General features: G+C 58.9%; 20 protein-coding genes. 14 read left to right on the top strand and 6 right to left on the bottom strand.

Annotated elements, in window-relative coordinates; all coding sequences use genetic code 11:
• Nucleotides 1-53 precede the first annotated feature (53 nt).
• Nucleotides 54-557, top strand: a complete 504-nt coding sequence (locus HMPREF3053_RS04795; RefSeq protein WP_016422460.1) for a DUF2550 domain-containing protein — start codon at nt 54-56, stop codon at nt 555-557.
• A 77-nt stretch (nt 558-634) separates the two neighbouring features.
• A complete protein-coding gene (gene nucS / locus HMPREF3053_RS04790; RefSeq protein WP_005509457.1) occupies nt 635-1,327 on the top strand; it encodes an endonuclease NucS in 693 nt (230 codons plus the stop codon).
• 364 nt (nt 1,328-1,691) lie between these two features.
• Here nucS and mce read toward each other — a convergent pair whose 3' ends face one another.
• Nucleotides 1,692-2,144, bottom strand: coding sequence for a methylmalonyl-CoA epimerase (gene mce / locus HMPREF3053_RS04785; RefSeq protein ID WP_005509354.1), 453 nt, complete (start codon nt 2,142-2,144; stop codon nt 1,692-1,694).
• 31 nt (nt 2,145-2,175) lie between these two features.
• On the opposite strand from mce, the gene HMPREF3053_RS04780 reads away from it, so the two are divergent.
• Nucleotides 2,176-2,481 (top strand): thiamine-binding protein, encoded by a 306-nt coding sequence (locus HMPREF3053_RS04780; RefSeq protein WP_070767364.1) that lies wholly within the window; start codon nt 2,176-2,178, stop codon nt 2,479-2,481.
• 83 nt (nt 2,482-2,564) lie between these two features.
• A complete protein-coding gene (locus HMPREF3053_RS04775) occupies nt 2,565-3,614 on the top strand; it encodes a co-chaperone YbbN (RefSeq protein ID WP_070546753.1) in 1,050 nt (349 codons plus the stop codon).
• A 51-nt stretch (nt 3,615-3,665) separates the two neighbouring features.
• On the opposite strand, the gene HMPREF3053_RS04770 is transcribed toward HMPREF3053_RS04775, so the two are convergent.
• Entirely contained in the window at nt 3,666-4,061 is a 396-nt protein-coding gene (locus HMPREF3053_RS04770) for a TIGR02611 family protein (protein WP_016422463.1), read from the bottom strand.
• 333 nt (nt 4,062-4,394) lie between these two features.
• On the opposite strand from HMPREF3053_RS04770, the gene HMPREF3053_RS04765 reads away from it, so the two are divergent.
• Nucleotides 4,395-5,567: a serine hydrolase gene (locus tag HMPREF3053_RS04765; protein ID WP_070767363.1), complete on the top strand. Its 1,173-nt coding sequence runs from the start codon at nt 4,395-4,397 to the stop codon at nt 5,565-5,567.
• Between the two features lie 128 nt (nt 5,568-5,695).
• On the opposite strand, the gene glgB is transcribed toward HMPREF3053_RS04765, so the two are convergent.
• Nucleotides 5,696-7,891, bottom strand: a complete 2,196-nt coding sequence (gene glgB, locus HMPREF3053_RS04760; protein ID WP_070767362.1) for a 1,4-alpha-glucan branching protein GlgB — start codon at nt 7,889-7,891, stop codon at nt 5,696-5,698.
• 180 nt (nt 7,892-8,071) lie between these two features.
• Entirely contained in the window at nt 8,072-10,102 is a 2,031-nt protein-coding gene (locus HMPREF3053_RS04755; protein WP_049172064.1) for an alpha-1,4-glucan--maltose-1-phosphate maltosyltransferase, read from the bottom strand.
• 140 nt (nt 10,103-10,242) lie between these two features.
• On the opposite strand from HMPREF3053_RS04755, the gene HMPREF3053_RS04750 reads away from it, so the two are divergent.
• From HMPREF3053_RS04750 to HMPREF3053_RS04715, 8 genes are all read left to right on the top strand, one after another.
• Entirely contained in the window at nt 10,243-11,079 is an 837-nt protein-coding gene (locus HMPREF3053_RS04750; protein WP_048735276.1) for an ABC transporter ATP-binding protein, read from the top strand.
• A 6-nt stretch (nt 11,080-11,085) separates the two neighbouring features.
• Nucleotides 11,086-11,925: an NUDIX hydrolase gene (locus tag HMPREF3053_RS04745; RefSeq protein WP_070767361.1), complete on the top strand. Its 840-nt coding sequence runs from the start codon at nt 11,086-11,088 to the stop codon at nt 11,923-11,925.
• Between the two features lie 54 nt (nt 11,926-11,979).
• Nucleotides 11,980-13,164, top strand: a complete 1,185-nt coding sequence (locus HMPREF3053_RS04740) for a THUMP-like domain-containing protein (RefSeq protein ID WP_070767360.1) — start codon at nt 11,980-11,982, stop codon at nt 13,162-13,164.
• Between the two features lie 337 nt (nt 13,165-13,501).
• The gene (locus tag HMPREF3053_RS04735) at nt 13,502-14,287 is read left to right on the top strand and encodes an electron transfer flavoprotein subunit beta/FixA family protein (protein ID WP_049194091.1); all 786 of its coding nucleotides are present in this window, start codon (nt 13,502-13,504) and stop codon (nt 14,285-14,287) included.
• Nucleotides 14,288-14,341: 54 nt separating this feature from the next.
• Nucleotides 14,342-15,286, top strand: a complete 945-nt coding sequence (locus HMPREF3053_RS04730) for an electron transfer flavoprotein subunit alpha/FixB family protein (RefSeq protein ID WP_016422471.1) — start codon at nt 14,342-14,344, stop codon at nt 15,284-15,286.
• A 252-nt stretch (nt 15,287-15,538) separates the two neighbouring features.
• Nucleotides 15,539-16,690: a cysteine desulfurase family protein gene (locus HMPREF3053_RS04725; protein ID WP_049194138.1), complete on the top strand. Its 1,152-nt coding sequence runs from the start codon at nt 15,539-15,541 to the stop codon at nt 16,688-16,690.
• Between the two features lie 63 nt (nt 16,691-16,753).
• A complete protein-coding gene (gene mnmA, locus HMPREF3053_RS04720) occupies nt 16,754-17,893 on the top strand; it encodes a tRNA 2-thiouridine(34) synthase MnmA (RefSeq protein WP_049190095.1) in 1,140 nt (379 codons plus the stop codon).
• A complete protein-coding gene (locus HMPREF3053_RS04715) occupies nt 17,890-18,942 on the top strand; it encodes a uroporphyrinogen decarboxylase/cobalamine-independent methonine synthase family protein (RefSeq protein WP_070549671.1) in 1,053 nt (350 codons plus the stop codon). Before mnmA ends, HMPREF3053_RS04715 begins: the two co-directional genes overlap by 4 nt.
• Before the next feature lie 5 nt (nt 18,943-18,947).
• Here HMPREF3053_RS04715 and HMPREF3053_RS04710 read toward each other — a convergent pair whose 3' ends face one another.
• Both HMPREF3053_RS04710 and HMPREF3053_RS04705 read right to left on the bottom strand, forming a co-directional pair.
• Complete coding sequence (locus HMPREF3053_RS04710; RefSeq protein ID WP_070767359.1) at nt 18,948-20,108, bottom strand: ATP-binding protein; 1,161 nt, start codon at nt 20,106-20,108, stop codon at nt 18,948-18,950.
• Nucleotides 20,109-20,248: 140 nt separating this feature from the next.
• A complete protein-coding gene (locus HMPREF3053_RS04705; RefSeq protein ID WP_048735295.1) occupies nt 20,249-20,917 on the bottom strand; it encodes a 3'-5' exonuclease in 669 nt (222 codons plus the stop codon).
• A gap of 96 nt (nt 20,918-21,013) precedes the next feature.
• On the opposite strand from HMPREF3053_RS04705, the gene ligA reads away from it, so the two are divergent.
• The gene (ligA, locus tag HMPREF3053_RS04700; protein ID WP_141744765.1) at nt 21,014-23,134 is read left to right on the top strand and encodes an NAD-dependent DNA ligase LigA; all 2,121 of its coding nucleotides are present in this window, start codon (nt 21,014-21,016) and stop codon (nt 23,132-23,134) included.
• Nucleotides 23,135-23,156 lie beyond the last annotated feature (22 nt).

Raw genomic sequence — 23,156 nt, 5'->3', positions numbered from 1 at the left:
GCTTTTGAACCAAGGTTCGTCGTCTATTCACCCGGATGCGAGGCTGGCAGATAGTGTTTTCAAGCGTAACCATGATGTCAATCATGTTCATGATTATCGGTGCGATGTTGATCGTCGGCGGGGTCCTTGCCCTGTGGCGTTTCGCCAGCCTGCATGCAAAAGGTACTCCTGTTATTGCTCGTCGCCTTCCTGCAGGTGATGGCAGTCATTGGCGCCATGGTGTCATTGTTTATTCCGAGTCGACGTTGAAGATGTACAAGCTACGTTCGCTGCGTCCTGGCTGTGATGCCGAATTTGCCCGTCACGATGTCACTATTGTGGATCGCCGAGATCCGACTGACATCGAGGCGGGTTTTTTCGCGCCCGGGCTTCGGGTAGTCAGGATTAAAACGGGGAAAAATACCGAATGGGAGTTTGCTGTGGACTCGTCCTCGGACACTGCGCTGGTGGCGTGGGTGGAGTCGAAGCCGTCGTCACGCCAGACTCGTGAGTTTCCTACAGACATTGAGCGCCGTTTCCGTTCGGCTTATAACCGTGGCCGAGGAAGTCAGTATTAGCCTCGGACGACAGGCTATTGCTAAGGCTCTAGTGGGTATTGTTTTCTCCCGCGCGGCAGTCACGTTAGGGTAGGGGAATGCGCCTTGTGATTGCTGAATGCACCGTTGACTATGTCGGTCGCTTGAATGCCCATCTGCCTCATGCCCCGCGCTTGCTGTTGGTGAAAGCCGATGGGTCTGTTTCTGTGCATGCCGACGACCGTGCATATAAGCCTCTAAACTGGATGACACCGCCGTGCACGCTGACGGAGAAGGATATTCTCGACGAGTCGGGTGAAGACACTGGTGAAAAGCTCTGGGTCGTCGAGAATAAGAAGGGCGAGCAGCTTCGTATAACTATCGGCAAGGTGCTGGCTGATAGCACGTACGAACTGGGAGAGGACCCTGGCCTGGAGAAGGACGGGGTAGAAGCGCATCTACAGGAACTGCTTGCAGATCAGTTCACAACGTTTGGCGAGGGCTACACCCTGATTAGGCGCGAATACCCAACCCCGATCGGACCGGTGGACCTGCTTGGCCGCGATGAAAACGGCGCCACCGTTGCAGTCGAGGTTAAGCGTCGGGGCGGTATCGATGGCGTTGAGCAGCTAACCCGTTACTTGGAGATGCTGAACCGCGATGAGCTGCTGGCACCGGTGGAAGGGATTTTTGCTGCCCAGGAGATTAAGCCACAGGCCAAGACTCTGGCAGAGGATCGTGGGATTCGCTGTGTGACCGTGGATTACGACGCCCTGCGTGGCCTGGAGTCCAATGAATTGCGGTTGTTCTAGCCATGCCTAGGCGAAACCACAAGCGGCGCGGTAATCAACGAGGCAACCAACGCGGCGGGCGTAATAACCACGGCCAGAATCGCGGCAGCCTGCCCACATTTGGCAGTTCTTTCCAAAACACCCGCACTGAATCTGGGCCTGCCGGTTGGCAGGACGTGGACTTTGCGGTGCGTAACATCAGCGCTGGACAGTCGAACAAGGTTTATCGCTGTCCAGGGTGCGACCAGGAAATCATGCCCGGGACCTCGCACATCGTAGCTTGGCCGCAGGATTATGGTGCAGGCGCCGATGACCGGCGCCATTGGCACACTAACTGCTGGCGCAATAGAGCTCACCGCACTATCACGCGCCGCTGGGGATAGATTTACTTAGCCGGCTCAACGAGCTCCAGCAGGACGCCGCCGGCATCCTTCGGGTGGATGAAGTTGATGCGCGAACCTGCGGTACCGATCTTCGGCTCCGGGTACAGCACCCGGGTGCCCTGCTCCTTCAGGTGCGCCATCAGCGCCTCCAGATCAGTGACGCGAACTGCGTACTGCTGGATTCCTGGCCCCTTCTTGTCCAGGTACTTTGCAATCGTGGACTGGTCATTCAGTGGCGCGAGAATCTGAACCAGAGTGCCACCTTCAACCTTGTCGGCCGGGCCGACCATGGCCTCGTGGACGCCCTGCTCTTCATTGACTTCATCGTGGTAGTTGATGAAACCAAGGTTTGCGCGGTACCACTCGATAGCGGCATCAAAATCCGGGACTGCGACGCCGACGTGATCGACAGCGACTACGTACTTATGGGGAACGGGAATCTGTGTCTCACTCATAGTTTCCAGGGTACTCGCTATTATCGGCGCCATGATTGTCGCATTTTCTGTTGCCCCCACTTTCTCCAATCCTGAGCAGGGAATGGCGGAGGCGGTTGCTGAAGCCGTGCGTGTTGTGCGCGAATCCGGCCTGCCCAACGAGACCAATGCCATGTTCACCCTAGTTGAAGGCGAATGGGATGAGGTGATGGATGTCATTAAGCGAGCTACGGAAGCAGTCAGCCGTGTCAGTCCGCGTACTTCTCTGGTCATCAAAGCGGACATTCGCAACGGATATACCGGGCAGCTGCGTGCGAAAGTGGATGCGGTCGAGGATGCGCTGAAAGCCACCGACTAGTCTCTTGTTCGGATTGGGCACGTAGGCTCTACATAGGTCTTTACATAGGCTTTACGACGACACTGGAGAGGAACCCTTTTACGATGCCAGCTGGACATGGTCACGCACATGGCCATTCTCATGGTCACTCGCATGGAGCACACGGTCACCGCGAGTGCTCGACTCCGCCACCACCGCCCGGCACGGTTGATTTGGAGCAGCTCCACCAGCGCGCCGAAGCCGAACGTAAGCGCCGAGAGGAGATCGAGCGGGCAACCAGTGATCAGGGAAATGGGCTTCCTCCTGTAGTTGAGATTGCCCCGCAGACTCTTGAGGCAGAAGTCGTTCTGCGCTCGGAGCAGGTACCGGTAATTGTCTTGATCGGCATGGCTGGAGCAGCTGATTCGCTGCGTCTTCGGGCTGAGCTAGAAGGCATGGCTCGTGAGGCCAATTTGAACTGGATCCTGGCGTGGGCAGATGCTGAGGAGCATCCACAGCTGGCCCAGGCATTCGGTGTGCAGGCAGTGCCGACAGTCACGGCTGTGGCTATGGGCAGTCCCATTGGCATGTTTGTGGGTGAGAAAACCAGGGATTGGCTGGAGCAGTGGCTGGCGCAGGTTATGGAGGCCACTCGGGGGCGTCTCAAGGGGCTGCCGGCGGGAACTCGCATGGCTGGGGAGGGTAGCGGGCCGGAGGCTCCGGAGCCGACTGACTTCTTCGGCAACCCCGTACCCACCGATGACCCGCGTTTGGAGCAGGCCGAAGAGTTGCTCGAGGAGGGCAATTTCGACGGAGCGTTGGAGCTGTATGACGCTATGCTGCAGTCCGAGCCCGCAAATCAGGGGCTGAAGCGCGCTCACGCGAATGTGTCCTTCTTCGCCCGCGCTGCCAAAATCGATCGCAGCGCAGATCCAATTGCAAAGGCCGACGCTGCGCCGAAGGACGTCGCGCTCGCCCTCGATGCCGCGGATGTCACGATGCTTGTCGACGATCCAGCGAAGGCGCTCGATCGTTTGTTGAAGTTGCTCCCGCAGGTGTTTGGCGATGACCGTGAGGCCATCAAGTCGCGTCTGCTAGAGCTGCTTGTGCTATTCGATACCGCAGATCCAGTGGCATTGGATGCACGCCGGAGGATGGCTAGCGCACTGTACTAGGAGTACTGGACTAGGGGCACTGTACTAGGAGCCTGGAAAGCGCTCAGGCTCCTAGCTTGAAGCGTCGGTGTATGGCCAGTCATCCGGAGCCATGAAGTAGTAGACGCTGCCCATTACAGCGGCCATAAACGCCATTAGCAACAGGAAAAGTGTTGCTTTCATTGCCACATGACGCTCCGCATACCAGGCGTAAAAGGCGTCCAATTTTGCTGCCAACCAGATGTTCAGGCGACGTGTCGGCGGATGCACCAACGAGAGAATTCCCAGTGCAACAAAGATGCAGAGCCATCCGGGAGCAGGAGTTGGCAAAATGATAATGCCAACAATGAGCAATACGAAGCCTGCGACGAGAAGAACCGGGGAGAGTACCGGCCCATACCAGGTGTTGCGCATATGGGCATGGCGAATCTGCATGCGGTCCATCAAGCGATGTACCTTTTCCTTCATTGCGATTCACTTCCTCCGATTTTCGGTGCCGTGCGCTATTTCTAGCAGCGGTCTCGAACGAGGCATCGTTGAAGCATTAAGCATCAAATGTGCAGCTCAACTGCCTGGGTGCACCGTTGGACATTGATTCTTTTAATCATGTCTATATTTAATCCATTGTTGCACAAAAGCTGCGCCCCAGTGCAACGAGATTTTTCGGAAGGTGGTAATCTTCCAACAGTTCTCAGTGGTTTACAGCAGTTACCACTGCATCTCATTCACCTGTTCACCTCAGACAGTTCATACTGCGCTAGGTGCCTTTGGTCTTCAGTTTTCTGCAGCCAGGAGTTTTGCATGCGACTTCGCCCCAAAGCCCTTCGCGCTACTTCCGCCTCGGTCATTGTTGCGCTTTCGGCCTCGACTCTGTTGGCGGGGTGCACCATCGATGTCCCAAGCACCACCGGGTCCAAGGCCACCACTGCTACCACAAAACCTAATGCTCCAGATAACGGTTGGGATGCTTCCGAGGAAGTCACCTGGTCTGCTGCACAGGACGTCCTCGATACTGCGGCTAAGAGTTTCTCCGACAACTATGGCATTGATTTAGGTGTCTATTTGCGTGTCATTGACGGTCCATACAAAGGGCTCACGGCGTCGGTAGGCGAGGATACGAAGGAGTACTCCGCATCGACCATCAAGGCTCCGTTAGTGGTTACTGCGCTGAAGAAATTCGGCGATGACCTAGACAAGACGGTGACGGTCGATTGGGACAATGGTGTTGGCGGAAGCGTGATTGGCCCTGGCCAATACACGCTCGACGGGCTGTTGCAGTACGTGATGCGGTATTCGGACAACACCGCGGCGAATGGGTTGATTGACGCTGTCGGTGGTTTCGACGAGGTCAACAAAACCATCAAGGAAGCCGGTGTTGATGACAAGCGCTACCACCTGGGCAACAAGTTCAACATCCCCAATCCCAGCGGTGATCGGTCCTGGTTTACTCCCTCTCAAGCTGCGCTGTTCATGGCACGTCTCCAGGAAGTGGCCGATGGCACCTCAAAGCACAACTTCATTACCAAGGACACGGCACAAACTGCATTGACCTACCTCACTTACGGTGGTTCGCAGAAGTTTGTGATGTACGTCGGCTCCGCGGTCCAGAAGACCGGTGACACTGCCGAGGGCGTTAATGACCACGGTATTTTGTACACCGCAGCCGGACCCATCGCTTACGCCATTACGACGCGCTTTGATGAGGTGCCGCTCAATGAGCTTACCGACGGCCTGCTCGGCCAGCTGGGTTCCCAAATAGCCCCGCTTCTGCCGGATTACAATCGCCTTGGTAAGGATGGCAAGCCACTGACTGCTAAGCAGGCTGCGACGTGGAGCGCGGATGAGGATGGCGACGGCATTCCGGATCGTATCGGAACCGACAGCATGGATGGATCCACGTACACCGATGATTCAGATTCTGCGAATTACAACGAATCTTTGGAACCTGACTGGTTCAATCCGTTCCGAGGATAGGACCTGGATACGCTCCCCAAAACAAAATTGCCCGTGTATCAGATTTTCAGGCCGAAAGTCAGGCCACTGAAAACCGTGCAACACGGGCAATTCCTATGTGATTGCCTTCTGTTTGGCTGGATTCGGGACTAGCCCTGCCACTTCAGCCAAACGGCGGTGTTGGCCGGCAGCACCAAATCAATCGAGTGAGCCTGGCCGTTCCAACCGTGCTCGACCGCGGTCACAGTACCGTTTTCACCGTAGCCGGAGCCCTCGTAACGCGATGCGTTTGTGTTCAGAATCTCCGTCCATTGACCACCGCGCGGTACGCCAATCTTGTAGATTTCCTGCGTGGTTCCCGACAGGTTATAGACGCAGGCGACGACCGATCCATCGGTGCCGTAACGGACAAAGGACACAACATTGTTTGAGGAATCATCCGCGTTAATCCACTGGAAGCCCTCTGGGCGGTCATCCTGGGTGTAGAACGCCGGGTTTTCCTTGTAGATGGCGTTGATGTCCTTAACCAGCAGCTGAATGCCGCGGTGGAATTCGCCGCTCCAACCTTCGAGGTTGTCCCAAGCCACGGACTCATCGTGGTTCCACTCGTGGTTCTGGCCAAGATCCTGACCCTGGAATAGAAGCTGCTTGCCCGGGTGCGCCCACATGAAGGTCAGGAAAGTACGTAGGCCTGCGGCCTTATCCCAATCGCCGCCCGGCATGCGCTCCCACAGCGAGCCCTTGCCGTGCACGACCTCGTCGTGGCTAATCGGCAGAATGAACTCTTCCGAGTAGGCGTAGACCATAGCGAAAGTGAGCTCATGGTGGTGGTAGGAGCGGTAAATCGGCTCCTTGCTGAAGTACTCCAGCGTGTCATTCATCCAGCCCATGTTCCACTTCATAGAGAAGCCCAAGCCACCGTGTTCGGTAGGTGCGGTCACTCCCGGCCAAGAAGTGGATTCTTCGGCCACGGTGAGGAAGCCCGGGTTGTGCTTGTGTACAGTGGCGTTGAATTCCTGCAGGAACTGAACAGCATCGAGGTTTTCACGGCCACCGTACTGGTTCGGCAGCCACTCGCCTTCATTGCGGGAGTAGTCCAGGTACAGCATGGAAGCCACTGCGTCGACGCGCAGACCGTCGATGTGGAACTCTTCTGCCCAGTACAGTGCGTTGGCGTAGAGGAAGTTGCGTACCTCGTTGCGGCCGAAGTCGAAAACGTAGGTGCCCCAGTCGCGCTGCTCGCCGCGACGCCAGTCCGGGTGCTCGTAGCAAGCCGTGCCATCGAAGCGGGCAAGTGCGAACTCGTCCTTCGGGAAGTGCCCCGGAACCCAGTCCATGATGACACCGATGCCAGCGGCGTGGAAGGCATCAACTAGACCGCGAAACTGGTCTGGGGTGCCGAAGCGACTGGTCGGAGCGTAGTAGCCGGAAACCTGATAACCCCAGGAACCGGTGAACGGGTGCTCACATACTGGCATGAACTCCACGTGGGTGTAGCCCATGTCGACCACGTAGCGCACCAGCTTCTCCGCCATAACTTCGTAGCTCAGGCCCTGCTTCCAGGAACCCAAGTGGACCTCGTAGATAGAGATGGGCTCTTCGGTCCAGTCTGTGTTGGCGCGCTTTTCCATCCACGCTTGGTCACCCCAGGTGTAGTCGGAGGTCGCGACAATCGACCCGGTAGCCGGTGGGAGCTCAGCAGCACGCGCCATCGGGTCGGCCTTATCGCGGCGCTGTCCCTCCGGTGTCGTGATGGCGAACTTGTAGACTTCGCCCTCACCCACACCCGGGATGAACAGCTCCCAGATACCTGCACCACCCATAGAGCGCATTGGGTACTGCGCGCCGTTCCACATACAGAAGTCACCGACCACGGCTACGCCACGTGCGTTCGGAGCCCAGACCGTAAACGAGGTGCCTTCGACCGTACCCAGCTCTGTGTCGTAACTGCGAAGGTGAGCACCGAGAACCTTCCACAGTTCCTCATGACGTCCTTCGCCGATTAGGTGCAGGTCACCAGCGCCAATAGTGGGGAGGAAACGGTAGCCGTCGGCACGCTCTACGGTTTCGCCGGAGTCCCACGTAATGCGCAGGCGGTAGTCGAAGTCATCGCCGCCTGGGACGAGGGCGGTGAAGAAACCGTCGCCCAGGTTCTCCGCTTCAAACTCGCCGCGCGTGCTGACGACAGTAACTGCCTGAGCGCCGAAGACCCTCGTGCGAATAACCGTGTCACCGTCCACGACGTGTGCGCCGTAGATGCTGTGCGGATCGTGATGGGTGCAGTAGCGCAGGCGATCCATATCGCCGGAATCAATTGCGAGGCGGGGATCTGTGTGGGCTCCCATGGAAGGTCCTTCCGAAGCGTTTCTAGGTAGGTGAATGTGAAGTTGTTGAGTTCAGTTCTAAAGAAATAGAGGGAGGTAGGGGACAGTGGGCTGCTAACTCACCCGCCAGCCTAACGACGAATCGTTGCGACAGTGGTCAGGTCAGCGGCCCACTAACCCCGAAAGTTCCCAGCAAGCGTTCTAGCCCTCGTAGTCGGGGACGTCGCGCCAAGCCAACTTGTGGCGGAGCTTGACATCGATTTCCGGCAGCTTGATGATGTGCGCGACGTTTTCCCACGGTGCCAGGCGGACGTAGTTGTCCTTGCCCCAGTTGAACTGGTTGCCGGTAATCAGGTCAGTGACATCCATGCGGTCGTGGTTGCGGAGCCCAATGCGATCCATGTCGAGGTGCACGGTAGCTTCCTGGGCATTCCACGGATCGAGGTTGAGAACAACGAGGATGGCATCGCCGGTGACCGGATCGAGCTTCGAGTAAGCCAGCAGGTTGTCATTGTCGATGTCGTGGAAGTGCAAGTTGCGCAGCTGCTGCAGAGCAGGGTGCTCCCGACGAATCTTGTTCAGCGTGGCAATGAACGGCTCCAGCGAGTTGCCGGTGGCCAGTGCCTGGTCGTAATCGCGGCTGCGGAGCTGGTACTTCTCGCTGTCGAGGTACTCCTCGGAGCCCTCCTTGACCGGAACGTTTTCAAACAGCTCGAAGCCGGAGTACATGCCCCACAGCGGAGACAGGGTTGAAGCCAGCGCGGCGCGGATGGCGAAGGCGCCACGGCCGCCCTTGACCAGGAAGTCATGCAGAATATCGGGGGTATTGACCCATAGGGATGGGCGAGCGATGTCCGCATGGCGGGTAATCTCCTCGCCGAATTCGGTCAGCTCTTCCTTCGTAGTCTTCCACGGGAAGTAGATGTAGGACTGAGTGAAGCCAGCCTTGGCCAGGCCGTAGAGGCGGGCCGGGGCGGTGAAGGCCTCGGCGAGGAAGATGACCTCCGGGTTGGTTTCGTGAACGGTTTCAATCAGCCATTCCCAGAAGTTGCCCGGCTTGGTGTGGGGGTTATCCACGCGGAAGACCTTGACTCCACGCTTGACCCAAAACTTCACTACACGCAGAACCTCTGCGTACAGGCCCTTGGCATCGTTGTCGAAATTCAGCGGGTAGATGTCCTGGTACTTCTTCGGCGGATTCTCGGCGTAGGCAATGGTGCCGTCCGGCAGCACGGTGAACCACTCCGGGTGAGCCTTAGCCCAGGGGTGGTCCGGTGCACACTGGAGCGCTAGGTCGATAGCGACCTCGAGGTCGCGCTCCTTAGCAGCCTTGATGAATTCCTTGAAGTCCTTTTCGTCACCGAGGCTCGGGTGGATGGCGTCGTGGCCACCTTCTGCGGAGCCGATAGCCCACGGAGATCCGACATCGCCCGGTTCCGGGGTCAGGGTGTTGTTGCGACCCTTGCGATTGATTTCACCGATTGGGTGAATCGGGGGCAGATAGACCGTGTCGAAGCCCATGCGCTGAGCGCGATCAAGCTGTGCAACCGCAGTCTTGAATGTGCCGTGCAGCAGCTCGCCATTTTCGCCGTAACCACCGTTGGAACGGGGGAAGAACTCATACCAAGAGGAGTACAGGGCTTCGCGGCGGTCAACCTTGATCTTGCGGGTCTTTCCGCGGGTCAAAAGGTCGCGCACCGGGTGCGCCTGCAAAATGGCGCGGGTCTCGTCGGAAAGCGCGGCTGCAATGCGGGCGCGAAGATCGCCGTCGCCGCGCAGACCTGCGGCGATGGAGCGTAGGTGGTTGCGGTGGATAGCAGCGGCACCAGCGGCGGCGCGGTCGAAGAGAGCGGCGCCAATTTCTAGATCATTAGCGAGTTCAGCTTCGCTCTGACCGGCCTCGAACTTCTTGGTGATAGCGTTGCGCCACGTTGCCATCGGGTCGGACCAGGCATCAATGCGAATGGTCCACAGCCCCGGAACGTCTGGGACGAAGGTGGCATTGACCTGATTTGGATCATGGTCAGAAAAGTGCATTGGAATGCGCTGTGAGCGGGAAGCAAAAGCTGATTCCTTCGGCCCCTTGACGTTGAGCGTGGCGTTCATCGCGTCATGGCCTTCTCGCCAAATGACGGCAAAGGTTGGGACGACTTCACCCACTACGGCCTTCGATGGAGTTGCACCACCGTTGATTTGAGGACGGATGTCATCAATACCGATTCGACCAGTCATAAAAGACGTTCTCCTAATTGTCGGCGAGCTAGGTGAAAATCGAAGCAAAACCATCTCGAGTGAACTCGATTTGCTCTCTACCGAGGATAGATGAGAATGTCCAAGCGCACATTTGGGCAAAGTTAGGGCACCATGGATGTGTGGCTGAATTGGAAGAAGACTTTAACGAAGATTTACTACTCGACTTTCGCGACGTAAACCTCATCCGTGGTGGCCGTACGCTGGTCGGGCCGGTCGATTGGCAAGTAGAACTTGACGAACGCTGGGTCATCATGGGGCCGAACGGTGCAGGCAAAACTTCTTTGATGCGCATTGCTGCAGCGGAGGAGTTCCCGTCTTCAGGGGTGGCCCATGTGATGGGCGAGCAGATTGGGCGCACCGACATGCGTGATCTGCGCACCATGATTGGTTTGACATCATCGTCGATTGCTCACCGCATTCCCAATGACGAAAAGGTCGCGGACCTTGTTATTTCCGCCAGTTACTCCGTCCTGGGGCGCTGGCGTGAGACCTATGAAGAGATGGATTTCGAACAGCTCTCCGAGATTCTCGAGCGCATGGGTGCTGAGCATCTTGCAGACCGCACCTGGGGCACTCTCAGTGAGGGAGAGCGCAAGCGCGTACTCATCGCACGAGCCATGATGGTCAACCCCGAATTGCTGCTTCTCGACGAGCCGGGAGCCGGACTCGACCTCGGCGGTCGCGAGGACCTCGTCGGTTACTTAGGCGAACTCGCACTCGACCCGGATGCGCCGGCGATGGTGATGATTACGCACCACCCGGAAGAAATTCCGTACGGCTTCACCCATGCGATGCTCCTCGACGAAGGCAATGTCATCGCACAGGGGCTTATTGACGACGTCCTGACCAGTGAGAACCTGACCAAGGCTTTCCACCAGGAAATCGTCGTCGATCGCATCGATGATCGCTACTTTGCGCGCCGGGCACGGCCTGCTGGAAAGCACCGGAAGAAGTAGACGCTCATGGCGGTTCCGACACCTGAAACCCCGAATACACCCGCGTCGCCGAAACTGGCTGCGACTGTGTTGCTGCTCCGCGACACCCACTGCGGGCTCGAGGTCTACGTTCAAGAACGCGTATCCTCAATGCGTTTTGCGGCCAACATGACCGTGTTCCCCGGCGGTGGAGTAGACCGGCGTGATTTCCCCGCTGTCGCGAATGAGGGCATGGCCGTGACCGAGCCGTCGGAAGCCGACCCCGAGTCGCGGATCGCGCAGGCTTTTAACGTCGACCGCGTGCGGGCGCACGCGCTCACCTGCGCGGCCGTGCGTGAGACCTTTGAGGAAACAGGCACTCTGTTGGTTCGCGATGCTGGCGGTGAGATTGTCGCAGATGCCCACCGCTTCCACCGTCAGCGACGACAGTTGGAAGCCCACGAGTTGTCATTGACGGGTTTTCTTAGCAATGAAAATCTGGCGCTCGATGCCGAACTCGTCAGTCCTTGGGCTAACTGGGTGACACCCGAATCCAACCCCATTCGTTACGACACCTATTTCTTCCTCGCCGCGCTTCCCGACGGTCAAAGAGCCGACGGTGACACCTCTGAGGCATCATCTTCAGGTTGGTTCCGACCGACTACGATTTTGGATGGATGGCGCCGTGGGCTACTTGGCCTCATGCCTCCGACCTGGGCGCAACTGACTCGCTTGGACGGTGTCAGTACTGTGGCGGAGGCTCTCGAGGCGGCCAGAAACACTCCGGTGCGACGCACCAGTAGTGACTTCCTCGGGGAACCTTTTATGGATGAGTACTTTGCCGTTGCCACCCACATGGGGCATTTGCGCAAAGGTATGAACCGTTAGCCGACTACTCAACCCCCGTTAACCGGCTGATCCCTAGTTGGAAGGAGATAACGAGTGTCCCTGTCCGCTGCAGAGGTGGCCGCTGTTGCTGCTCACCCGGAGTGGCTAGATGAGGCCGACCAGCTCGCGCTCACTAAAAAGTCTCTGATTGCAGACTCCGCGCATCTACGCCAACACTGTGGCGAGTTTGGTCGCGCGGTCATTGAAGTCGCGGCAGCTCGGCGTTCTGCGGTCAGCAAACTGCCAGGGGACTGGATCTTCTCTTCCGAAGCAGCGCAACAGGCCACGCCCTTTGTCGTCGCGCTGGCTCGCGCTCGTAGGCTTGCGCTTCTCGGTATCGAAGCAGTGGCCGATGTGACCTGCTCCATTGGTACTGAAGTGGCAGCGATTGACCACGAGGGTCTGACCGTTGTCGGGTCTGATCTCGACCTTGCACGGCTGGCCATGGCGCGGCATAACGTCGGCAAGAACATCTTCGCGCAGGCCGATGCTTTGCAACCGGCCTTTGACGCACCTGTCATTGTCGCTGACCCTGCACGCCGTTCCGGTGGGCGTAGGATCACCAACCCGGAGGATTTGCTCCCGTCGCTGCCGGCGCTCATAGCCGCCTGGCCCGACAAAGAACTAGCTATCAAATGTGCGCCGGGCCTCGACTTCAGCGAGTGGAGCGGGGAAGTGGCTGTCACTTCGGTGGACGGTGCGGTCAAGGAGGCGTGTCTATATACGCCGGGGCTGGCCGGAGTTACCGATGGGCAATCCGTAACGCGATCGGCGATGGTTATCCAGACCGTCGATAAGCACAGGCCGTTAGAGTTGTCGGCGGTGGACGTGCAGACCTACGACGACACCATGCCTGACGACGTCGATGTGCGCGCTGCCGGCCGGTACATCATTGATCCGGATGGGGCGATTGTGCGCGCCGGGCTGGTGCGGCATTTTGCGGCGGCGCATGGGCTCTGGCAGCTCGATGAGCGGATTGCGCACGTCAGTGGCGATGTTTTGCCGCAGGGGATTGCCGGGTTCGAAGTTATTGAGCAAGTGGGGTTGAAGCAGGTTCGCAAGGCACTGGCAGCGTTGGATTGCGGATCGGTGGAGATTCTCGTGCGCGGGGTAGACGCCAACCCCGACGCGTTGCGCAAGCAGTGGAAACTTAAGGGCTCCAGGGCATTGGCGGTGGTTGTCACGCGCATCGGACGGAGCGCGACGGCGTTTATCTGTCAGCCCCGGGAGATCGGTTAAGGACCGCTTTACGACGGAAAACTGGTGGGGGTAGCCCGTTGGGGATCGGTGTTTGCTGTCGGCGAATACTGCGGAGATAGCTGCAGTTGATTGCGTACTATTAACGTCTGACATGCGGAAATAGCATGTTGGCGGGCGGGCTGTGCTCGTGGTGTAGAAAAAAATTTAAAAAAATAACGACATTGTTATCTGGATCACCTTCGCATTGGCGATAGGTTCTGTTATCTTCAACACAGACGACCTAGAGCGTGGCCTGGTTCACTTTATTGTGAGGCGGCTTGCGAAGTAAGGTCAGATAAACGTTCACCAGTAATCAACCAGTAAGGACGACAGAAAAATGCCGAACATCGTGGTTCTGGTCAAGCAGGTTCCGGACACCTGGTCCGAGCGTAAGCTCACCGATGACAAGTTTGTCCTCGATCGTGAGTCTGCAGACGCAGTTCTCGACGAAATTAATGAGAACGCTGTTGAGGCTGCCCTGCAGCTGAAGGAAGAGCACGGCGGAAACGTTACCGTCGCAACTGTTGGCCCGGATCGTGCCATCGAGGCACTGCGCAAGGCTCTGTCCATGGGTGCAGACGACGCCGTCATTCTTTCGGACGACGCACTTGAAGGTTCCGACGCTGTTCAGACCGCATGGGCTCTGTCCAACGTCATTGACACCCTCGAAGATGTTGACCTCATCGTCACCGGTAACGCCTCCACCGACGGTGGCACCGCTTCCGTCCCGGCTATCCTCGGTGTCTACCGCGACCTTCCGGTTCTGACTCACCTGCGTTCCGTCGCTATCGACGGTGACTCCATCACCGGTGAGCGCGAGGTCGAAGACGGCATCTACCAGCTCAAGGCATCCCTGCCGGCAGTCGTTTCCGTCACTGAGAAGGCTAATAGCCCGCGCTTCGCATCCTTCAAGGGCATCATGGCCGCTAAGAAGAAGCCGGTCACCGAGCTGACTCTGGACGATGTTGCTGCTGAGGCAGAGCAGGTTGGTCTCGAAAACGCTGCTACCGGTGTCACTGGCTCCACTCCGAAGCCGGCTAAGACCGCTGGTGAGCGCATTAACGATGAGGGAGACGGCGGCGCCAAGCTGGCCGAGTACCTCAAGGCCCAGAAGTTCATCTAAGGCGCTTGACGCGAATAGAAGACAAATAGAGATACAAGTAGGAGAAAGATCACTATGACCGACGTCCTCGTTCTCGTCGAGCACGCAAATGGCGAGCTGAAGAACACCACCGCTGAACTGCTGACCGCTGCTTCCGCATTCGGCACCCCGGCCGCAGTTGTCGTGGGTACCCCGGGTACCGCTGCTGGCTTCGCAGACACCCTGGCCTCCTACGGCGCTGGCGAGATTCTCGCTGCTGAGTCCGACGATGCCGACAAGTACCTGATCACCCCTGAGGTTGACGTTCTCGTCGGCCTGGCCTCCGAGCGTGAGGTTCCGGTGCTGGTTTCCGCTTCCGCAACCGGCAAGGAAATCGCTGGCCGCGTCGCTGCGCTGACCGGTTCCGGTCTGCTGTCCGACGTTGTTGCTATCAACGATGACGCTTCCGTTAAGTACTCCATCTTCGGTGGCGAGTACATCGTCGACGGTGTCGGCTACGGCGCATCCCCGGTCTACGCTCTGCGTCCGGGCTCCGTTGACCCGGAGGAGAAGTCCGGTTCCGCTGACGTTACCGAGATTGCATTCCCAGAGATCGGCAACAACGCTGTCGAGATCGTTTCCTTCGCACCGGCTGAGGGCGGCGACCGTCCGGAGCTGACCGAGGCTAAGCTGGTTGTTTCCGGTGGCCGCGGTGTCGCATCCGAGGATGGCTTCAAGAACGTTGTTGAGCCGCTGGCAGACGTTCTCGGCGCAGCTGTTGGTGCTTCCCGTGCTGCTGTTGACGCTGGCTACTACCCGGGTCAGTTCCAGGTTGGCCAGACCGGTAAGACCGTTTCCCCGGACCTCTACGTTGCTCTGGGTATTTCCGGTGCTATCCAGCACAAGGCAGGTATGCAGACCTCCAAGACCATCGTTGTGGTCAACAAGGACGAAGAGGCTCCGCTGTTCGAGATTGCTGACTTCGGTGTCGTCGGTGACCTGTTCGACGTTGTCCCGCAGGCTATCGAGAACCTGAAGTAATACGCACTTGCCTTAAGGCTGCTAGTTGCGTAAGGCTGCTGGCCGAGAGTCAACTCGGCTAGCAACTACCCGCTCGGGGTGGGCACAGATTTCCTGTCTGTTCCCGCCCCGAGCATTTTTTGGTCCTACTCATCTGTTCGTGCAGACAGTGAGGTTTAACTATGGCGGATAGTGAGCATAAGGCGCACGCAGCGTTATACTGCCTGCATGCTTAATGACCACATCGTTGCCGCTCCGGACGAGAAGAGTGAAATGAAGTCTGCTGCGAAGACCCGTTACTTTGTGGATCATGCCGCGACTACACCATTGCGCCCAGAAGCGCGCACGGCAATGGTCGAGAACCTAGGTCTGGCCAACCCCTCGGGGCAGTACGCCACCGCACGCATTGCGAAAAAGGTTCTGGAAGAGTCCCGAGAAGAAATTGCAGAGCTGCTCAGTGCCGATCCCATCGAGGTAGTTTTTACTTCCGGTGGAACTGAGGCCGACAATCTAGCGATTTCAGGCCTGTACTTCAAGGCCTCTGGCTCGGACATTGTGGTTCCACCAATCGAGCACGATGCAGTGTTGAAGACATGCCACCATCTGGAAAAGGAACACTGGGCCAAGATTGTTGAGGCTCCTGTAGGTGCTGATGGTCGCGTTGACATGGTGCAGTTCCCGGAGATGAGTCGGCAGAACACCGCGCTGGTGACGTGCATGTGGGCGAACAATGAGACCGGCACCATCCAGCCGGTGGAGGAGATTGCCAAGCGGGCGAAGGATGCTCGCGTGCCTTTCCATATCGATGCTGTGCAGGCAGCCGGACATCTGCCCATTGATTTCCACGCAAGTGGCGCCACTACAATGGCCATCTCCGCGCACAAGTTCGGCGGTCCCCGTGGGATTGGGGCGCTGCTTGTTCGTCGTGAAGCGAAACTTACCCCGCATAACAACGGCGGCGGGCAGGAACGCGGACTGCGTTCGGGCACGCAGGACGTGGCGTCGGCGGCGGGCATGGCGGCAGGACTGCGCGCGGCGGTGGACACGATGGCGGCGGACGATGAGCGAATCCGCGGTCTGACGCAGCAGCTCATCAGGGCAATCATGCACATCGACGGTGCGATTATCCACACCAGCGAGCTCGCTTTGCCGGGGCATGTCTACGCCAGCTTCCCGGGCGCGGAGGCCGATAGTTTGATCATGCTGTTCGATGCGGCGGGAATTGACTGTTCTACGGGATCGGCATGTAGCGCGGGCGTTAATCGTCCCTCGCACGTGCTGATGGCGATGGGCGTTTCGGAGCCGGAAGCGCGGTCGTCGATTCGTTTTACGCTGGGGTACACCTCGACGCAGGCGGATGTCGACGCCGTCATTTCGGCGCTGCCGGAAACGGTCGAGCGGGCGCGGCGTGCTGGCATGGCTTAGTTTTTGCCCCGTGGTGGTACGGTGACACGTGCACAAAATCTAGAGGGGAAAGGTTGCAACGCAATGCGAGTTCTTGCAGCAATGAGCGGTGGTGTGGATTCGTCCGTGGCTGCGGCGCGTGCATTGGCCGCAGGTCACGAGGTCGTCGGCGTGCACTTGGCGCTGTCGAAAGATCCGCAGTCCGTTCGCGCCGGATCCCGCGGCTGCTGTTCGCTAGAGGACTCCGGCGATGCCCGCCGCGTCTGCGATGAGCTGGGCATTCCTTTCTACGTCTGGGATTTCTCCGAGCGCTTCAAAGAAGAGGTCATGGATGACTTCTACGACTCCTACGAGCGCGGCGAGACGCCGAACCCATGCCTGCGCTGCAATGAACGCATCAAGTTCGCCGCTCTACTAGAGCGCGGCATCGCGCTCGGCTTCGACGCTGTGGTCACGGGGCACTACGCTTTGCTTGGCGACGACGGCCTGTTGCGCCGCGGCCGCGATGCGAAGAAGGACCAGTCCTATGTCCTGGGCGTGCTGGATCGCGAGCAGCTGCAGCGCTCGATGTTCCCGGTAGGAAACACCGAGAAGCCAGAGATTCGTGAAGAAGCCCGCGGGATGGGACTAGGCACTGCCAACAAGCCGGACTCTTACGACATCTGCTTCATCCCGGATGGCAATACCAAGGCGTTCCTGGGCGCGAAGATTGGCCGTCGCCCGGGCACCATTGTGGATAAGGAAACTGGCGACACTGTCGCTGAGCACGACGGTGTCTACGGTTTCACCATTGGTCAGCGCAAGGGGATTGGCCTGGCGGGGCCGATGCCTGATGGCAAGCCGCGCTATGTCACCGGCATTGACGCAGAGACCGGCACGGTGACAATCGGCACGGCTGCGGACTTGAATGTCAACGTGCTCGAGGCTGACCGTGCCATCTGGCTGGCCAACCCGGATGAGGTACTCGCTGCCTCGGAGGCCGGCAAGCTGCAGGTGCAGGTGCGTGCGCACGGTCGCCCCATCGACTGCCGCATTGAAGTGCTGGCAGGACCTGACGATGACGTCACCGGACGCGGTGGCGCCTTCCGGCTGCGCCTGAGCGATCCGCTTCGTGGTGTCGCTCCTGGTCAGGCCGCTGTTTTGTACCACACTGACACTGCGGGCGACTACGTGCTGGGCTCCGGCACGATTGTCTCGACCGCCCGTGAAGAGGACTTGTCGTGACCTCCTTTGTCGGCCTTGGCCCGATGCCGGGCCGCAATCCACACGAGGCGGCAGAGATTGTCATTGGCGAATGCCTGGAAGGTCACGTCACGCTACCGACGTTGCCCGCCCGTGGGTTCGGCGCCGATGCCGTCGGTCGCACGGCCGCCCTCATGGCTGACCTCGTCGTGGACAGGGGAGCGCGCTCCTGGAAAGTCGCCGACCGTCGTGGTCGCGCGAGTGCCTTGGCCACTGATTATCTCCACCGAGACATCGACGCGTGCGAGGAAGCGTGGGGACGCACCCCGCAGAAGATTCGCCTGACCGCTCTCGGCCCATGGACGATGGCGACTTCGGTGGAAAATGCCGCAGGCCATCTCATCGCCGTTGACCGCGGCGCCGTGAAGTACTTCGCGCAGTCGCTGGCCGCGGGATTGGCTTCCCACATCGCCGATGTCCGTCGGCGTTTCGACAGCGACATCGAGGTACTTCTGGCAGAACCCGCACTCGGCGCAGTCGTACAGGGCAAGATCAAGGCTCCGTCCATGCTGATGGGCAACGCGGGCTATCTCCCCGCCCAGGGGCACCGCGAGATCGCGGAGATCTTCCTCGAGGTCACGGGGCCGCTGCGTGACGACGACATCGAAGTGACCATCGCGCTGTCGAGCCCCGATGGCCTGGCTGTTCAGGCCTTGGCGGATTCCGGTGCGGCCGGAGTGTGGCTACCTCGCAAAGAACTGACCACCACGCAGCAACTGGATTTTGCGGCTGCCGTGGTCGGTGCCGATATGTCCCTGGAGCTGGGTATTGTGCCAGTGACGGTCACGGAGCGAGAAGAGCACACGGGCGTCCCGGTGGCGACACCGGCTCGAGCACTCGCTGAGCAAGCAGCGCTGTTCTGGGATGAGCTGGGCTATTCGCGCCTACAGATTGCTGAGAGCCTGAATCTGGCGCCGATGGGCGGCTTTGCTGCCAGCTCCAATGAAGAAGCACAGGCGCAACTCGGCGCAGGCCGCAATGCCACGGAGCTTCTTCGTCGGGCAGCCGGTGACTTGGCTCGCGACGAATAGCGACCTTATTCCACCAGCGTATTGAGGTAGTCGGCGAAGTAGGGAAGTGTGAATTCCACGTATCCGGTCGACGCTGACACAATCAGCTCACGGTAAATCAGGTCATGGCGAAGCTGTGAGATGCCAGAGAGTTTGCGTCCCATGGTCTCTGCGATGACGCTCGTGGCCACGGGCTTTCCATTGGGGGAGAGGCGCGCCATCGCTTTGAGAAAATCAATCTGGCGAGGTGACACTTTCCGCAGGCTGGGCGCATGAACTTGCAGCCCGATGCGGCGGATGGATTCCGCTGCGGCATCCGAGACATGCTGAGCGGTAATGGTGTCCGAGTGGGCCAACCTGGCCTTCGCCCAAGCGACTGAGCCAATGGTCTGTATGAGATACGGGTAGCCGTGGCTGAGTTCAGCGGCCAGCTCGACGGCATCCTCGGTCATCGCGCGTTCGCCGAGTTCTGCAGTTCTGCGAATGATGTCCTTGGTGGTCTCCACGTCCAATCGGCCCAGAGACACGCGTTCGGCACGGCGTAAGAATGTTGCGCCCTCTAGCTGGAGCAAGTCTTCGATACCGCTGGGCAGCCCGGCTGCGACAAAGGCAATCTCCGCATCGTCGCGATTTAGGTCCTGGATTGCATGGGCAATTTCGTTGAGCTGTGCGGGTTCTGCACTTTGCACCTCGTCGAGAGTGAGCAAGATGCCGGATCCCTGTGGCATGAGGAGAGCCGAGAGATCCTGAAGTTGGCTGAGCAGATTCCTGCCGGGCTCGGGCTGAGAAGTGCTGACTTCCGTCTTAAACCCGCCAATGCCGGCGATGGACAGGCCGGTGAGGTGACGGCCCTTGCCCGTCGGTGCACTGTCAATGGCACTGAAAGCGCGCGGAATGGTGACATCGGTGAGCTCAGAAATCATTTCAGAGCCGATGTGAGCACGCAGCACAATCCATCCCAGTTGCTTTGCTGCGGTTTCAAACTCGTTGAGAAGTACCGTCTTGCCGATTCCGCGGGTACCGGAAATTAGCGCGGTTCGCCAGGGATTACCGGGGCCTTCCGCCAGGGCCAGCTCAAACGAGTCCAGCTCGACATCGCGCCCACCGATGATGGCCGGGGATCGGCCGAATGTGGGGTGGAAAGGATTGCGTGGGATGGAGATGGCCTTGTCGCTGCGAGTGGTCACGCATCAATCATAGCAATGGATAATCCGCATCGGCTTGGATAACTTGGATATTCCGCCGATGTTTTGGATATTCGGTTTTCGTTGGATAATCACAAAACTCTGGATATTGGGAGGGCCGGGGAGGGTGAGGGGGTCGCTGCTCAGTCCATCGGCCACCCAAAGGTGAAGTCCGACGTATCCTTACCCTTTTCGGTCAGGTACTGCTGCAGGTTCTTCTTGTACTGGTAGTACGCGACGGCCTGCAGCTCCATCAGCTCTTCTCCCGATTTTTCGGTTAGCTCCCGGTAGTGGCGCGCCATCACCCATGCGATGCGCGCAGCCGCCAGAGCATCTTCGGTGGCATCATGTGCCCCGTCCAGGCGCACCTGATAATGGCGGGAGACATCAGTCAATGTGCGTTTTTCGCGACGTTCCGGGTCGAAGTAATTATCCAGCACAAAGGGGTCGACGACGAGGCCGTCAACGGTAAAACTGGGATCCTGCGAGCGCAGTACCGTCAGATCATAGGCCGCGTTATAGGCCACTACGGTCAGACCATCGCGCCAGGCAGCTCGAAGGCCGGCAATGGTATCCGCTAGCACTTCATCGTGCGGGCGTCCCTCCGCGCGAGCTTTTTCAGTGGTGATGCCATGCACATCAGACGCAGCTTGCGGAATTTCGACACCGGGATTAGCGAGCATGATGGTGGAATCTTTGCCCTGCTCAGTCAGTCGGACCAGTGCGGAAGTGACAATCTTGCAGGTGCGAGGATCCGTGCCGGTAGTCTCCAGATCAAACGCGAGCATGCGTCGCGGATCGAAATTATGCATGTCTCAACTGTAGCGGAGAGTGCGGATTCGCTGAGGGGCAGGAACAAGGTCAAGAGAATTTCCGTGTCCTCCGGCGCATCCGGACAATGACATAGAATGAGCGACGTGACTTCCTCGACCGATGAGAACTCCGACCTGTCAACCTCCGATTTGTCTTCGTTTTCCAGCGCCCCCGCCTCCGAGCCAGCGCCGGCGGACGTCCGGGAGAAGTGGCAAGATCTAGCAACTCGCATTCGTGAAAACGCTGCGCTGTACTACACCGCGCAGCCGGTTATCTCCGATGCTGAATACGACGAGATGTTCCGTCAACTGCAGCGGTTAGAGGAGCAGTGGCCCGATCTGGTGGTGCCGGACAGCCCCACGCAGCAGGTCGGTGCGCAGGTCGACACGCCTGCCGACGGGGAAGTGTTCGAGCCTGTTGAGCACCTCGAACGCCTTTACAGCTTGGACAATGTTTTCGATGAGCAGGAGTTGCGCGGCTGGCTGGCCCGCACCCCGGCCAGCACGTATCTGACCGAGCTGAAAATCGATGGCCTGTCTATCGATCTGGTCTATGAGAATGGCCGCCTTGTCCGGGCGGCCACCCGCGGAGACGGCCGCGTGGGGGAGAACGTCACCGCCAATGCGCGCACTATCGAAGATATTCCGCATGAAATCAGCGGCGAGAACATCCCCGACGTGCTCGAGGTGCGTGGTGAAGTCTTTATCTCGTTGGAAGAGTTCGAACGCATCAACGCCGATCGCGTCGAAGCGGGTCAGAAGCCGTTTGCCAACCCCCGTAACGCCGCCGCCGGTTCCCTGCGACAGAAGGATGTTGCAGAAGTGGCCAAGCGCCGGTTGTCCATGATTTGCCATGGAATTGGTCATATCGAGGGCTGGCGTCCACAGTCCCAGCACGAGGCATATCGTGCCTTGGACGAGTGGGGTTTCCACGTGTCGCCGTATACAAAGCAGGTTCATTCCGCGGATGACGTCGTTAAGCAGATGCAGTACTGGGGCGAGCACCGCCACGACGCCATCCACGAGATGGACGGGCTTGTGGTCAAGGTTGACTCCCTTTCCGAGCAGCGCGCGTTGGGCGCGACCTCGCGGGCGCCGCGCTGGGCGATTGCCTACAAGTATCCGCCAGAAGAGGTCACCACGGACCTGCTGGACATTCGAGTCTCCATCGGCCGAACTGGTCGTGCGACGCCATATGCCGTGATGAAGCCGGTCTTCGTGGCCGGGTCAACTGTCGAGATGGCGACGCTACACAACCCTTCCGAGGTGCACCGAAAGGGTGTGCTCATCGGGGACCGTGTGACCATCCGCAAGGCCGGTGACGTGATTCCAGAGGTACTCGGCCCCGTGGCCGATCTCCGAGATGGTAGCGAGCGAAAGTACATTTACCCGACTCTCTGCCCCGAGTGCGGTACTCGTTTGGCTCCGGCAAAGGACAGCGATGCCGATTGGCGTTGCCCCAATACCCGCTACTGTCCAGGTCAGCTGCGGCGTCGAATTGAATTCCTCGCCTCCCGCTCCGGGTTCGATATCGAAAACCTGGGGGAGAGGGGCGCTGCCGATTTGATTCATCGCGGCGTGCTTGCCGACGAGTCCCGCCTCTTCGACCTCACCGAGGAAGATTTGCTCGGCACTGAGGTCTACACTACGGCTTCGCGGAAAACCCTGAACGCCAATGGTAAGAAACTGTTGGCCAACATCGAGGCAGCTAAGGATAAAGAGCTGTGGCGCGTATTGGTCAGCCTGTCCATTCGTCATGTGGGTCCAACAGTGGCGCGGACCTTGGCACAGAAGTTCGGCTCGATGGAGGCGCTGCGCGCTGCGAGCCGCGAGGAGATTTCGGCCATCGATGGCATTGGCGAGATCATCGGCGATTCCGTGGCTGACTGGTTCGAGGTGGACTGGCACCGCGAGGTTGTCGAGCGCTGGGAAGCTGCCGGTGTGCGTATGGCCGATGAGGTCGCCGATCGTCCAGATCAGGTGCTAGAGGGATTGACCGTGGTAGTCACCGGCTCTTTGGAGGACTTCACTCGCGACAGCGCGAAGGAAGCCATTATCTCCCGTGGCGGTAAGGCCGCAGGGTCGGTGTCGAAGAAGACCGACTACGTGGTGGTTGGCGAAAACGCCGGTTCCAAGGCCACAAAGGCCGAGGAACTGGGCTTGCCCATCCTCGACGAGGATGGGTTCAAGCGGTTGCTGGAAACTGGTCAGGCCTAGCTGGGGCTTGGCCCAGCCAGGA

The sequence above is a fragment of the Corynebacterium sp. HMSC064E07 genome, assembly GCF_001815745.1.
Lineage (GTDB): Bacteria > Actinomycetota > Actinomycetes > Mycobacteriales > Mycobacteriaceae > Corynebacterium > Corynebacterium jeikeium_D.
The sequence above is the reverse complement of the archived record's forward strand: the minus strand, read 5'-3'. Positions and strand labels throughout refer to the sequence as shown.